The following is a 14099-nucleotide window of genomic DNA, read 5'->3' as shown; positions in this document are numbered from 1 at the left end:
TCCTCTGGAGCAATTAGAGTCTTTGCTGATTAGTATAGCCTGCCCCAGTAGGTCCGCGATTCCATTTTAAAATCTGAAGCTATAACAAATAAGTGATAGCTTGGCGCTTTTTGATTATTTTTCAGATATGTCTGGGCGCCATAGAATGCCTTCAAGATGTCCGATAGCCCCTCCGGCCACACAATCCGGAGCCGGCTTTGATCGGGTTGAGGGGTCTACAGTATAGAGGTGACAGCGTGAAAACCAAGGCAATCGAGATGAGACAATCCAATCGGCAGAGCAAGAAACCGCCTGTGCGGGTCAGGCTGGCCGGCGCGATCACGCTGGCTTTGCTGGCCAGTGCCTGCAGCCACACTCCAATGACGTTTGAAAACGCCAAGCAAAGCCTGGTGGCGCACCCTGAGACGGCCGCCGTGATCCAGGACAAATGGGTGGCCCGGTCTGACAGCCTCAGCCCGGATCTGACGCCCCCGGACCCCACACCGGGCAGCTACGGTCTGGACCCCGCCTCCGGCGAATTTACCCACCCGATTGCCACCCGCGACTCCCATGACCGCAAGCCCTTCGACGGCATCCTGGATTACTGGGACACCGAACAGTACATTAAAAATATGAAGGTTGAGGCTTACTACCCCATCACGGTGGAGCCCTTTCACACCTGGCAGAACATTGTTGATTTCGACGGTCGTCGCTACCTCTATCAGTATGTTCGTCGCGACCTGAAAATCTTTGATATCACTGACCCCAAGAATGTCGAGTTGCTGTTAACCCGTGGCCACACCTGGGGTGCCAATGGCCCCGATGAGGTGGACCAAAACCCCATGGAAGACGGAGAGATGTTTGGGGCGGCCTCCATTCAGTGGAATCAGGCGCTGCAAAAATACATCATGGTGCAGGCCTACGAGGTGCGTCGCTTTGGATTGCTAAAAAACAAGCGCACCCAGCCCGACAAGGTGGAGGCCATCCGCAAATCCAAGCACCTCAAAGGCTTCAAGGTCTTTGAAATGAACGGCCCCATGCCAGAGGATTGGAGGCTGCTGGCCGAACGTACCACCGACTACAAAAATCCCGATGCGCCTATTGGCGAGCAACAGGGCTCCGGCGTTCGTGACCTGCCCGCCTACTTTGGGGGCGACACCATGTTTGTGGCCGCTGCGCCCGATGCCAGCTACTCACTGACGGAGTACCCCAACGACCTTTATTCAGCCGGCTACCAGTCCTGGGATATGTCCGACCCGTCAAATCCCACATTCCTGCAACAGCTGACGGTACCGGGGCAAATCGCTTTTGATCCCGATCACGAAGCGGCATTCAAGGCAAACCCGCGGGCGGGCAATCGTACCTCCTGGATGGGCGCGCGCATGTCACTGTTTATCCCCAAACCGGTTGAAGAGGGCGGCAAATACGGTTATGCCGCCATGGGCGGATTGGGCTTCTACGTGGTGGATATTACCGATCCTGCCGATATGAAGGTGGTCAGCCACCTCAACTTTGAACCCAGCGTCGCCGGTACCGAAGGTGACTTTATCGATGTCTCCCAGGTGGAGAAGACCGGCATCGTTTACTTCAGCGGTTATCCGCTCAATGAAGATTGCTGGGAGCCCTACAAAGATGTCCATATGATTGATGTCAGCAATCCCGAGAAGCCATTTAAGATTGGTGTACTCCCTCGGCCCAAGCCTCCGGCCGATGCTGCCTTTAGCGATTTCTGCCAGCGTCGCGGCAGCTTTGGTCCCAAACGCACGGGTTACTATACCCAACCGGGCGAGCCCCGCGATGGCATACTGCCGTTTAACTTTTACAACGCCGGTTTGCAGGTCTTCGACGTTAAGGATGTCAACAACCCGGAAATCGTCGCCTACTTTGTACCGCCGTTTAACACCGAACGAGTGGCCAGTTATGCCCGCGGTAATCTGTCCCACAGTGTCTATGTCGAATACGACCGCAACCTGTTCTGGCTGTTTACCAATCACGGTTTCTATGCGCTGTCGAGCCCGGTGTTGGGTGAGCCCAACTTCGGCATGCCACAGCAACCCTGGCCGCCGCGGCAATAAAGATAGAACCTAGAGTACTAGAGTATTTGCAACCGAATTTCTGGAAGTAACTTATGAATAGCATTACCCGACAAGACTGCGAACGACTGGATCAGGACGACGCCCTGGCCAGCTTTCGCCATGAGTTTGAACTGCCGGCCAATACCATTTACCTCAACGGCAATTCCCTGGGAGCCATGCCCAAAAAAGCCATGGCCCAGGCTCAGCAAACGGTTGTGAATGAATGGGGTTCCGATCTGATCAAAAGCTGGAACAAGCACGACTGGTTTACGTTGGCCCAGCGCCTGGGAGACCGGTTGGCACCACTGATCGGGGCCGGCGAAGGAGAAGTGGTGGTTACCGACTCCACCGGCATTAATCTTTTTAAAGTTTTGGCGGCGGCACTGATGTTGAGCGCTGATTTGCATCAACAAGAGCGCACAAAAATTGTCATGGAAGGCAGTAACTTTCCCACCGACAATTACACCGCTCAGGGGCTGTTAAAACTATTGGGCGATCGGCACGAAATTGTGTTTGCGGAAGAAGAAGGCATTCTCGAAGCCATCGACGAAACCGTAGCGGTAGTCTGCCTGACCCAGGTGCACTACAAAACCGGTCGCGTACTGGATATGCAGGCGATCACCCAAAAGACCCAGGCCTGCGGAGCAGTTTCCGTTTGGGATTTGTGCCACAGTGCTGGTGCCATCCCCGTGGATCTGAATGGCTGCAACGTTGACTTCGCCGTCGGCTGCACCTACAAATATCTTAACGGTGGCCCCGGCAGCCCGGCGTTTATTTTTACCGCCAAACGCCATCAGGGTAAGGCACTGCAGCCATTAACCGGCTGGTGGGGACACGCTGCTCCCTTCGCCTTTGATCGCGATTACACTCCCGCCGGCAATATTAATCAGATGCTCAGCGGCACCCAACCCATCGTCAGTCTGGCGGTTACCGAGGTGGGGTTGGATATTTCATGCCGCGCCGACATAGAACTGGTACGCCGTAAATCCCAGCAGTTGGGCGATCTGTTTATACAACTGTTGGCTCAGGAATGCGGGCAGTGGCAGTTCGATATCGTCAGCCCGCGGGACGCAGAGCGTCGCGGCAGTCAGGTGTCGATTGCCCACGACAACGGTTACGCCATTATGCAAGCGTTGATCGACCGCGGCGTGATTGGGGATTTTCGTGCACCGGACATCATGCGTTTTGGTTTCTCTGCACTCTATGTCAGCTTCGCGGATGTATTCGATACCGTGGCAACCTTGAAGGATATTATGACAACGGGCTGCTGGCAGGACGAACAGTACAATCGTCGCAACGCCGTGACCTGATTCCTCAAACAAACCAAGCCAATTAGGCACCATTCCCGTAGCAGCCCGCTCTGAGGGCGACTGGCATCGGTTGCTTTTTGGGGCTATTTCACTCAAGCCCGTAATTCGACGTACCCCAGAGGTTTAATCAATGCAGCAATCTCACGAACAATGGTCCTCAAGATTGGGGTTTATCCTGGCTGCAGTGGGCTCGGCAGTCGGACTCGCCAATATCTGGCGCTTCCCCTACGCTGCCGGCAGCAATGGCGGCGGTGCCTTTGTGTTTATTTATATCGCTGCGATTCTGGCCGTGGTACTGCCTATTTTGATGGCGGAGTTACTGGTGGGACGCCGTGGCCAACTCAGCCCACCCAACGCCATTGCCAAGGTGGCGAAAGAAGCCGGGGCCAGCGACAACTGGCGCTGGATGGGGCTGGTGGGTGTGGTTGCCGCCGTACTGATTTTCTCGTTCTACTCGGTGGTGGGCGGCTGGACATTGTCTTATGTCGTTAAGGCGGCCTCCGGCGAATTGGCCGGTGCCGATGCCGAGACAATTCAGGCTTCCTTTGATGGTCTTAACGCCAACGCCTTTGAACTGTTTTTGTGGGCCAGCAGCTTTTTATTGCTCACGGTGTTTGTTTCTGCACGCGGCGTAAAGGCCGGCATCGAGAAAGCGGTAAAAGTCATGATGCCACTGCTGTTTATCATGTTGGTGGGCCTCGTCATCTATTCCGCAGTGACGGCGGATTTTGCCGCCGCCTGGCGCTTCCTTTTTACACCGGATTTTTCCAAGGTCGACAGCGGCGTGGTACTGGATGCAATTGGTCAGGCATTCTTTTCGATCGGAGTGGGTATTACCAACCTGATGGCCTATGGCTCCTATTTGGATCGTCAGGCTTCTATTCCTCGTTCATCTCTCACCATTATCGGCGCGGACACCCTGGTGGCGCTGATGGCCGGGCTGGCGATCTTTCCGATTATTTTTGCTTACAACATGGACCCCAGCGGCGGCCCGGGTCTGGTATTTATGGCGCTGCCCTACGCCTTCGGGCAGATGCCCGGTGGCGGTATTATCGGCGCATTGTTTTTTGTCTTGCTGTTTTGTGCAGCGCTCACGTCAGCAATTTCCATGATGGAATGTTCGGTGGCGTGGATTCGCGAAAAGTTCAACCTGACTCGTCGCCGTGCCGCAATTATCTCCGGTGCCATCAGTTGGGCGCTGGGCATTCTGTCGGTGCTGTCCTTCAACTTACTGGCGGACGTACACCCGCTGTCGATGTTCAGCTTGTTTGAAGGTAAAACATTTTTCGACATCTTTGACTACGTCACCTCAACCCTGGTGATGCCCCTGTGCAGTATTTTTGTGGCGGTGTTCGTGGGTTGGGTATTGCCACGCTCGATTACCGTCGACGAGCTGGATGGTGAGTCCGTACTTTATCGAAGTTGGCGATTCCTGGTGCGCTTCGTTGCACCGGTTGGTCTGGCGGCGGTTTTTGTTTCTCTGCTGGCGGGCTAATCAATTCTCTCCAGGCTCTATAGCTTTCGTTTTACATTTTCTTTCTCTCTCCCTTGGCCGCCCTTATGGGCGGCTCCTTTTTTGACGAGCATTTTCCTATGACATTGAAAAAAGCGATGGGCAGCCTCTGCCTCTGCATAGCGTTCTGGTCACCGTCGGTTTTTGCCGGCGTTAAAACCATTGGCATTTACAAAATCGAAGCGGGCAAGCAATTGCAGTTTATGCAGTGGATGGCGGCCTGGGACAAAGTCTACGCCGAAATCGGCCTGGCTCAGCCCCAATGGTACCGCAGCGTACGGGGTGCCGATTGGGACTTTGTGGTGATCTATCCCCCTTTTGATCGCGCCAAGGAGGCGGAGATGGAGCGGGTAGGCAAACGTCACGGTCTCGATATCGGCTTTCGCTGGAAGCTCAAATACTGGGAGTTCGTCAGTTCGCAAAGCGAAAGCCTGGCTCAAGGCCCCACCAGCCCGGCAGTTTTGATCCGGTCTCTGGCGCCCGATAGCCAATAATCGCCACCACTGGACTGCTATCTCCTAAATGTTATAGCAAGGCGCCAAAACATTATTTTTATAGTATAGGGCGGCGGCGTAAGGTGAAGGCTAACAGGAACAATACTGTTGATCAGCCACAGACCAAATGTGAAATAATATAAATACCCCGCGCAGTGGGGAGGAGCATGTTATGAACCTGAACAAGACCCCCATCACCCTGGCGGTCGCCGCCGCTCTGACCGGCGCCCTGCCGGCGATAGCCGACGACTTCGCTATCGAAGAGGTGGTGGTGACCGCACGGCACAAAGCCGAAAGTCTCCAGTCTACCCCCATTGCGGTCTCGGCCTTTGGCGCCGAGCAGATGAAAGAGGCCAAAATTGACGGTTTGGGCGATATCGCCGGTCGGGTACCCGGCTTTCAGATGAACGCCTATAACGCCGCAGAACCAGAACTGTTTATGCGCGGTATCGGCAGCGACATCGAAAGTGCCGGCGCGGCGGCGGCCATCGGCGTCTATATCGACGGTGTTTATATCTCCCGTGGCACAGGCGCCACCGGTGATCTGTTTGATCTCGAACGGGTGGAAGTACTGCGCGGCCCCCAGGGCACCCTGTACGGCAAAAACGTGGTGGGCGGCGCTGTTAACTTTATTACCCGCAAGCCCAACACTGAAGAAGCCGAGGGCAGCCTGGAGCTGACGGTGGGTGACTACAACCTGCTGGAAACCAAGGCCTATTACACCGCGCCGCTGAGCGACACCCTGGCTGGTAAAGTGGCGGTAACCGCCCTCAACCGCGACGGCTATGGCAAGAATACCTACACCGGCAATGACGCCGCCGATGCCGAGCGCTATTCCGCCCGTGGCCAGTTGTTATTCTCCCCATCCTCCGATCTGGAAATTCTGCTCAGTGCCGACACCTCAGTGTCTCACGGCACGCCTCGGGTAAAACACATCGGCTATGCCGAGTGGCGCAACCAGGCCTTTATCAGCAGCAACCCCCGTGAAGATCTCAACAGCGAAGACGGCTTTGAAGACAGCGAAACCGGGGGCATCAGTCTTAAAGTGGACTGGGAATCCGATTTCGGTACCCTGACTTCCATCACGGCTTACCGCAAGAACGATTACTCCATCTACGAAAACGCGGCCGCAGGCCTGGTCGATGCCACCCAGGTATTCGACCCCTGGGGCGACCCGGCCAACAACACCGTAGCCGATCACGATGCCCTGGTAGCGTTGCAACCGGATGACGAGTGGCTGTCACTGAAGGAAGAAGACTCCACCCAATTCTCCCAGGAGTTTCGACTGCAGGGTGGCGAGGGTGACCTGAGCTGGTTGCTGGGCCTCTACTATATGGTCGAGGAGATCGATCGTAATGAGGAAGTGGACTACTGGTTTGATACCCCCTGGGGCACCACCGCCGGTAACCAGGGTAATCAAACCAACAACGAAACCACCAGCACCGCCGTTTTTGCCCAGGCCACCTACGATCTCACAGAAAAACTGGCAGTCACCGCCGGTATTCGCTGGAGCGAAGACAAAAAAGACTTTGGCGGCTTGGCCTATGGTCGTCGCTTTGACAACTGGGACAACCTGCACGAAGACCTCGACGGCAATCGCGTCGAAAGCTACACCTTTGAAACCAGCGATTCCTGGGATGCCGTCACGCCCAGTCTGACCATCGATTATCAGGCCACCGACGATGTGTTCCTCTACTTCTCCATGGCCAAGGGCTACAAGGCCGGTGGTTATAACGGCGAGGGAATGGAGAAAGCGGTGGAAGCCATCACCCCGTTTGAACCGGAGTTTGCGCTCAATCACGAGGTGGGTTTCAAAACTCAGTGGTACGAAAACCGTTTGCGGGTTAACGGCGCGGTGTTCTACACGGAATACACAGATATCCAAAGCCAGGTATGGGTGGAGACCGGCCCCAACACGCCGGACAACCTGCAGGTGCTCAACGGCAGCGGTGAAGCCACCGGCCTGGAGCTGGAAGTCACGGCGCTGGTGACTGAAAACCTGACCATTACCGGCAGCTATGGCCAACTGCGCTCGGTGTTTACCGATGATCTGATCGTCGACGATGAAAACCTCAAAGACAATGAAATGCGTCGCACGCCGGAGAATTCACTCAACCTGGCGGCCACCTACGAGTGGGCACTGGCGGATATCGGTGATGCCTCGCTGCGGTTGGATTACCAGTTCCAGGATAAATATTACTTCGATAACTCCAATGACCCGATCACCGAAGTGGGTACCGAGTTTTCCATTGATGCCAGTTTTACTTTGCGCAGCTTTGATGACGCCTGGTCGCTTAAGTTGTGGGGTAAAAACCTCACTGACGAACTCAACCTTGCTTCCACTACCGTCTATGCAGCCTATGACGACACGGCATTCAATGCGTATCAGCCGCCTCGTACCTTTGGTCTGACGGGTATCTACAACTTCTGATATGGCCTAACGTTTAGAGTCTTGAAAAAAGCACTGCCTGGGCGGTGCTTTTTTTTGGCCTGACTGAACTCTGAGTTCTGAATATCTTAAGGAGAAAGCGCAGATGCAGGTCACTTCCGGCCAGAAAGAGGCATGATGATCTATTAAAGAATATCGACGGCCTTTAGTGATATATAATTATGTATCAAATGTTTGAGGCGTTAGTGTTGATGTGATACGTTAAAGCATATCAAAACACATTTATTGATATGTAATTATAGATCAGCATGAGCTACTTAAACGAGCAAATACTCAATAGCCTAAAAGAGGCTCGTCAAAAAAAAGGGTTTAGCCAAAGAGAGCTAAGCACCAGATCCGGCGTGCCCCAGAGCCATATCTCGAAGATTGAAAGCGGGGCTGTTGATCTCAGGGTTTCCAGTCTAATTGCACTTGCTCGTGTGCTTGATTTGGAGCTGGAGCTCATTCCGAAAAAAACAGTTCCGGCGGTTCAGTCTCTCGTGCGTAGCAGCACCAACACCGTGGCGACCTCAGTACCCGCTTATCGCCTGGATGGAGACGACGATGAGTAGTGTGTCTACCCTTAATGTTTATCTCCATGGCGAGTTGGTGGCAACAATTACCCATGTGGGGAATGACCGTAGCTTGTTCGCGTTTACCGAGCACTATATCCAAGACAGTAAACGCTCGGTGCTGAGTCTTGGTTTTAAAGATGCGATTGGCCAACTGATTGTCGATTTTAAGCCCACGCAAACCAAGCTGACTCCTTTTTTCTCCAACCTCTTACCCGAAGAAACCATGCGCAATTACCTGGCGGCGAGAGCCGGAGTGGACCCCGCTCGCGAGTTCTTTCTACTCTGGGTCTTAGGCCAGGATTTGCCGGGCGCGATCACCGTAAAACCTGCAGAGGATGAAGCGCTTCCTGCCGGCATAAATGACCCATCGGATGACGATGGGCGGAAAAAAGAAGTGCCCATGCGCTTTTCTTTGGCGGGTGTTCAGTTGAAATTCTCCGCCGTTCAACAGGCCAGTGGCGGGTTGACCATACCTGCGAGCGGTACGGGCGGCTCGTGGATTGTAAAACTGCCCTCAAGTCAGTTTGAGGGAGTTCCGGAAAATGAATACTCCATGATGACGCTGGCGCGGGAAATGGGTATGGACGTACCCGAGACGCAATTGCTGAGTATTGACGATATTGACAACATCCCGGCCGGAATTGGGCAATTTGGCCACAGTGCCTTTGCGATAAAACGCTTCGATCGCATCGCAGGTGGTCAAGCAGTACACATAGAAGACTTTGCGCAGGTCTTTGGCGTCTACCCACACGATAAATACAAAAAGGCGAGCATGCGCAATATCGCTGAGGTTATCGGTGTGGAGGGGCAGGAAAAAGACATTACTGAATTTATCCGCAGGCTCGTATTTAACACACTGATCGGCAATGCCGACATGCATCTCAAAAACTGGTCGCTGATTCATGGCGAGCGTCAGGCGGTATCCATTTCACCGGCCTATGACTTTGTCTCGACAATACCCTATATCCCGGATGAAACTGCGGCATTAAAGGTGAGCAGGAGCAAGAAATTCAGAGAGTTCACAATGGATGAGCTGTCACACTTGGCTGCCAAAGCCAGACTGCCAGAAAAACTTGTGCTTGATACGGCAAGGGAGACAGTCGAGCTGTTTCATCAAAAGTGGCAGAGTGAGAATAATCACTTGCCACTTACCCGTCAGGTTATCAAGACAATTGAGCAACATACGAAGGAAATTCCGCTGGCAAACACCGCATAAATGACACCGTCTTCGTCAAAGGGGTAATCCCTTCTTGCTCGGGAAATGGTTTTCTGATCAATAATCTGTCGCCAAAAATCTGATAATAAAACTGGCTTTGTTCTCATACGGATTCATTTCGTTATCCATCGAATGAACAGCGACTCAATCAGTAGAGTTTTAAAAGCAGGTTCCACCGAAGAATTCGTGGGTATAAATTGCCCTGAAAGATGGCCAACTTATTGATAGTCGAGCCTTTCATGTCGAAGATCGAACTTTTCTATTTGAGCATTATTTACAAACAAGTGTTAGGCGGGATTGGATAGACAGCAAAGTGCCAGAAGCTGCCGTTCGAAACGGTAGAATTTTCTTCCCGTGTAGGTTGGATTAGCTCCGCTTCGCGGAGCGTAATCCGACGGTTCCGCAGGAGCTGTTCGTTGACCGGGGCTCGGTTTTTTACTCCCTGGGATGTGGCCGCAACAGGCGGTTTATAGGCGGCCGCTGCCAATTTAAACCTTCGGCGGATCGTCGGATTCCAACAGTAGGCGTTTTAGGCGACGAAGCGCAAAGCACTTCTAATCCAACCTACGTTCGTGCGGCTGTTGCAGACATTATCGAATGCCCATGGTGCCCTGAACCCTGAAAATGAAAGACCGGTTATGGCAGAGGCTGTGTGAAAACTCAATTCGATCAGATCGGATCGTGTGGTGAGAGTCCTTATGGCACAACCGCGCCTCAGGTGTAGATTGGGATGTTTCAAACGGAACGATAAGGTAAGTTGGGAGAAAGGCACTTAATCATGCAGTCGATGGACTACGAACAAGGACCAGACCTGAACCTGAAATGGCCAATATTGTTCATAACCTCAATGGCAATTTTCGGTGGATTATATTTGTGGATCTCGGGTCGGTTGAGTATATAAATGGCAGCTCTTGGCGTATTAAGGAAGTATAAGACTAAAACGCGGTTACCCAATATGAAAATCGTAGGTTTATTCTTGTTACTTAAAGTTGTTTACAGTACTGCTCGTTCGTGCTCAATTGATCCTTGGTGTCGTGTGGCAAACAACTATGGGAAGTCCGAATGAAACCTCTGCAAGGTAAAGTAGCACTTGTTACCGGAGCGAGCCGTGGTATAGGAAAAGGGATTGCGCTCAGTCTGGGTGAAGCAGGTGCTACTGTCTACGTTACAGGCAGAACCGTCAAGGAAGGTAAATCCGCTGCCTGCCTACCAGGAACGATCTATCAAACGGCGCAGGAAGTCACTGAATTGGGTGGTGTGGGTATCGCTATTCAATGCGATCATTGTAACGATTCTGAAGTGGAGACCCTGTTTCAACGAATCAGTACAGGTAGCGAAAAACTGAACATTCTGGTGAACAATGTTTGGGGCGGTTACCAGCATTTTACTGATGGCACTGAGTTCTGGAATGAGCGAGGATTTTGGACGCAGCCAATTTCGAGATGGGATTCCATGTTTCAGGCTGGAGTTAGAGCACACTATGTCTCCAGCCTGTTCGCAGTCCCCCTGTTAAGGCAGGCAGACAACCCCCTGATGATCACTACTTCGTTTTTTGCATCTCAACGCAATGACAAAGGCGTAGCCTACGGAGTTGCCAAAGCAGCCTCTGACCGTATGGTGGCTTGTATGGCAGAAGAGTTGCGAGAACATGGTGTAGCGGTGGTTTCTCTGTATCCCGGTATTGTACGCACTGAATCCGTCATGAAGGCGGCAGAACACTTGGACTTATCCAATTCGGAATCTCCGCAGTTTGTTGGGCGAGCAGTGGTTGCGCTTGCCACGGACGATAAAGTATTGGAGAAAAGCGGGCGTGTTCTTATTGCCGCTGAGCTGGCTCAAGAATATGGCTTCACAGACATAGACGGAAGCCAGCCTCAGGCACTAAAACCAGAAGATATTTAATGGTTTGATACAGGCTCAACCCTGATTAATTTCATCTGCCACCAGTCGAAGTTTTTGCAGCAGATACTGCGCTGCCGGCGACAGCTCACGCCCCTCCCGTAAACTGACACCCACCGGCCCAGGTTCAATACCCGGATCAACCGGCAACCGTGTCAGCGTATCAAGCCGTTCAAACGTACGGGCGACCTGATTGGGCAGTGCCGCGATCATATCCGTTTGTTCCAGCAGCGTTCGGTTGGCGAGCATGGAGACAGATTCCACCGCCTTGGCCGGTGGTTCCAGCCCGGCGTTGCTGAAAGCGCGGTTAATTTCCTGGCGTAGGTTGGTGGTCTGTGGCGGCAGTATCCATTCGCAGTCCATCAAATCTGCCAGGTTCAGGTTTTTCTGATTGGCCAGTGGGTGATGGTGTCTGGCAACCAATACCACCGGTTCGTAGTAGAGCACTTCGCTGGTAATACCATCATCCTGTGGGGACTTTGGCAATCGCCCCAGTACCATGTCGATGTCACCGATACGTAAGCCGCCGAGCAGGGTATCGACGGTACCTTCCACCAGATTGATGGACACATTGGGGCGTTCGTTTTTGAGTTGGGCAATGGCGTTGGGCAGCAGCGCGGCACTGGCGGCGAGCAGGGTTCCTACGGTAACACGCCCGGCAAGGCCGCCCTTAAGTGTGGCCAGCTCCTCACTGGCGTGCTTGACTTGCGACAGGATCAGTTTGGCGTGTTTGATCACGATATCGCCATAGAGGGTGGGAGATACGCCACGGGAGCTGCGCTCGAACAGTTCCACTTCGAGATCGTTTTCCAGGTCGCGAATAATTTTGGTGGCGGCCGGCTGGGCCATATTCAGCAGTTGAGCGGCTTTGAAGATGTTGCGCTGTTCGTTGACGGTGACCAGCAATTTCAGATGTTTGAATTTGAGCCGTGCGATCAGTGTGCGTTCAAACTTGTCTGGGGTCATGACGGTTATTCTCTGTTATAGGCTTTCTTGATAGCTGCCTGGTCTGAGTCATGTATTTCTGTATAGCACAGCTTTGGAGGGTTTGTCATGGTTTGTGATAGCAGTGGATTTTGTTATAGCAAATCTATGATAACAATGCCCCAAACCGTTATTTTTCCCGTTCCAGTCGCTGTTCTAGTCTGGGCCTTTTTCCATCTAAAGAGGCCTCAATATGCTCAGCGTATGGTCCGTTTTTTTGACCCGCTTCGCGCTGCTGTTAACGCTGTTTTCCATTGTCACTCTGGCCGAGGGTGCCTACAATCTACCGTGGGATGCGCCCAATCCGTTAGGTGAGCGATTCAGTTGGGGCGGAGAATCCGTGACTCTGCCCGGCATCAAAACCGGGCCGAGTGGAGTGTCTCACCGTTATCTTGCTCAGGAAATAAAACTGGGGTTGGCCGCCAGGCCTCTGGATCGAATCGCCGCGCTGGCGACTCTGAAGTGGCAGAAGTCCTATACCGTTGGATCTCCCGACGGTGATGACTCCCTGGGGCTCGAAAGCGCCTATATGTCTTGGTTGGGGGAGGACGGCGATCCAAATCTGAGCCTGGGGCGATATTACTATGAAGATCGTCGGGGTTTTCTGTTTCATCAGACGGTAGATGGGTGGCATGGGCAGTGGCAGTGGCAACAGGGTGACTGGCGTTGGCGCGGGCGATTGTTCAGCGGCCATCAGGGCAAGTGGCGCGAAGATCTGCTGGGCGCGGGTCAGAGCGATAGCCGTTTTCACTTTGCTGAGCTTCAGGCACAAAAGCACGACCGATTTTTGTCGGTCTACGCTTTCTCTCGCCGCACGGAGGATGAGGATAATCCAACCCTGTTGGGCGTTCGCAGTCGCGGCCAGTTGCATCAACGGGTCGATCATTGGCTGGAGTTGATCCTGGCCAGGGGAACATCCGGTGAGCAGAAACTCCGTGGCTATGGATTGGATGTGGGCGGTATTTGGCAGTGGCACCCCTCGCTGAGCTTTATTGGTGGTTACGCCTATGGCTCGGGCGGTGAGAGCGGGGCTGTCGACCGGCGTTTTCGACAGACCGGCCTGCATCTCAATAACGGTTGGATTGGTAAAGGTGGCTCCAAACTCAAGTATTACGGTGAGTTGGTGAAACCCGAGTTGAGCAATATCGCTATCTCGACGTTGGGGGTACGTTGGCTGCCCTCCGAGTTTGCCTCCGTGGAGCTGTTGCACCACCACTATCGCCAGCCTTCACCCAGCGATAGGTTTTATGGCTATGGTCTAAAGGTTGCGCCCAATGGCGTCAACGGTGATCTGGGTCAGGAGCTGGATCTGGTGATCGGATATCGACGCATCAAAGGCTTGAAGCTGGAGCTCAATCTGGCCCACTTTCGCCCCGGAGGCGCCTTTAGCGGCCGCCTTAAGCCTCAGAACCTGGTGTACCTGGAGTTTCGCTATCGGCTATAGCCAGTCGCCCTCGGAGATTCCAGGGCAATCTTCAATGGCTCAATGCTCACCGTAGCAGCGCGCTCTGAGCGCGACCAGTCGCCCTAGGGCCGCTACAGGGATGAGCGGCAAATTGGTTTGAACTACAGCTATACATAATTTGATATAGCTGATCCACAAAACATTATTTTTCCATTATGTCT

General features: G+C 53.3%; 10 protein-coding genes. 9 read left to right on the top strand and 1 reads right to left on the bottom strand.

Annotated features, from left to right (window positions below; all coding sequences use genetic code 11):
- Positions 1–236 precede the first annotated feature (236 nt).
- The 8 genes from HBA55_RS06210 (at position 237) to HBA55_RS06175 (ending at position 11492) form a co-directional block, all read left to right on the top strand.
- Positions 237–2054: an LVIVD repeat-containing protein gene (locus HBA55_RS06210; protein WP_206019574.1), complete on the top strand. Its 1818-nt coding sequence runs from the start codon at positions 237–239 to the stop codon at positions 2052–2054.
- A 53-nt stretch (positions 2055–2107) separates the two neighbouring features.
- Entirely contained in the window at positions 2108–3364 is a 1257-nt protein-coding gene (kynU, locus tag HBA55_RS06205) for a kynureninase (protein ID WP_166988513.1), read from the top strand.
- Positions 3365–3494: 130 nt separating this feature from the next.
- Positions 3495–4859, top strand: a complete 1365-nt coding sequence (locus HBA55_RS06200) for a sodium-dependent transporter (protein ID WP_166988511.1) — start codon at positions 3495–3497, stop codon at positions 4857–4859.
- A gap of 98 nt (positions 4860–4957) precedes the next feature.
- Positions 4958–5371, top strand: a complete 414-nt coding sequence (locus HBA55_RS06195) for a hypothetical protein (RefSeq protein WP_166988509.1) — start codon at positions 4958–4960, stop codon at positions 5369–5371.
- A gap of 172 nt (positions 5372–5543) precedes the next feature.
- Positions 5544–7802 (top strand): TonB-dependent receptor, encoded by a 2259-nt coding sequence (locus tag HBA55_RS06190; RefSeq protein WP_166988507.1) that lies wholly within the window; start codon positions 5544–5546, stop codon positions 7800–7802.
- Positions 7803–8068: 266 nt separating this feature from the next.
- A complete protein-coding gene (locus HBA55_RS06185; RefSeq protein ID WP_166988505.1) occupies positions 8069–8371 on the top strand; it encodes a helix-turn-helix domain-containing protein in 303 nt (100 codons plus the stop codon).
- Complete coding sequence (locus HBA55_RS06180; protein WP_166988503.1) at positions 8364–9590, top strand: type II toxin-antitoxin system HipA family toxin; 1227 nt, start codon at positions 8364–8366, stop codon at positions 9588–9590. Before HBA55_RS06185 ends, HBA55_RS06180 begins: the two co-directional genes overlap by 8 nt.
- Positions 9591–10652: 1062 nt before the next feature.
- Positions 10653–11492, top strand: coding sequence for an SDR family NAD(P)-dependent oxidoreductase (locus HBA55_RS06175; protein ID WP_166988501.1), 840 nt, complete (start codon positions 10653–10655; stop codon positions 11490–11492).
- Between the two features lie 15 nt (positions 11493–11507).
- Here the strand turns inward: HBA55_RS06175 and HBA55_RS06170 are convergent, their stop codons facing one another.
- On the bottom strand, positions 11508–12455 hold the full coding sequence (locus HBA55_RS06170) for a LysR substrate-binding domain-containing protein (protein WP_166988499.1): 948 nt from the start codon (positions 12453–12455) through the stop codon (positions 11508–11510).
- A 211-nt stretch (positions 12456–12666) separates the two neighbouring features.
- On the opposite strand from HBA55_RS06170, the gene HBA55_RS06165 reads away from it, so the two are divergent.
- Positions 12667–13917, top strand: coding sequence for an alginate export family protein (locus tag HBA55_RS06165; protein ID WP_166988497.1), 1251 nt, complete (start codon positions 12667–12669; stop codon positions 13915–13917).
- The last annotated feature ends 182 nt before the right edge of the window (positions 13918–14099 follow it).

The organism is Pseudomaricurvus alkylphenolicus, from assembly GCF_011683955.1.
In the GTDB taxonomy this organism is placed as follows: domain Bacteria; phylum Pseudomonadota; class Gammaproteobacteria; order Pseudomonadales; family Cellvibrionaceae; genus Pseudomaricurvus; species Pseudomaricurvus alkylphenolicus.
The sequence above is the reverse complement of the archived record's forward strand: the minus strand, read 5'-3'. Positions and strand labels throughout refer to the sequence as shown.

Excerpts from the sequence above, each read along its gene's own strand:
- HBA55_RS06165 (WP_166988497.1), top strand. The coding sequence starts at position 12,667 with ATGCTCAGCGTATGGTCCGTTTTTTTGACCCGCTTCGCGCTGCTGTTA.
- HBA55_RS06170 (WP_166988499.1), bottom strand. The coding sequence starts at position 12,455 with ATGACCCCAGACAAGTTTGAACGCACACTGATCGCACGGCTCAAATTC.
- HBA55_RS06185 (WP_166988505.1), top strand. The coding sequence starts at position 8,069 with ATGAGCTACTTAAACGAGCAAATACTCAATAGCCTAAAAGAGGCTCGT.
- HBA55_RS06200 (WP_166988511.1), top strand. The coding sequence starts at position 3,495 with ATGCAGCAATCTCACGAACAATGGTCCTCAAGATTGGGGTTTATCCTG.
- kynU (WP_166988513.1), top strand. The coding sequence starts at position 2,108 with ATGAATAGCATTACCCGACAAGACTGCGAACGACTGGATCAGGACGAC.
- HBA55_RS06190 (WP_166988507.1), top strand. The coding sequence starts at position 5,544 with ATGAACCTGAACAAGACCCCCATCACCCTGGCGGTCGCCGCCGCTCTG.
- HBA55_RS06175 (WP_166988501.1), top strand. The coding sequence starts at position 10,653 with ATGAAACCTCTGCAAGGTAAAGTAGCACTTGTTACCGGAGCGAGCCGT.
- HBA55_RS06180 (WP_166988503.1), top strand. The coding sequence starts at position 8,364 with ATGAGTAGTGTGTCTACCCTTAATGTTTATCTCCATGGCGAGTTGGTG.
- HBA55_RS06195 (WP_166988509.1), top strand. The coding sequence starts at position 4,958 with ATGACATTGAAAAAAGCGATGGGCAGCCTCTGCCTCTGCATAGCGTTC.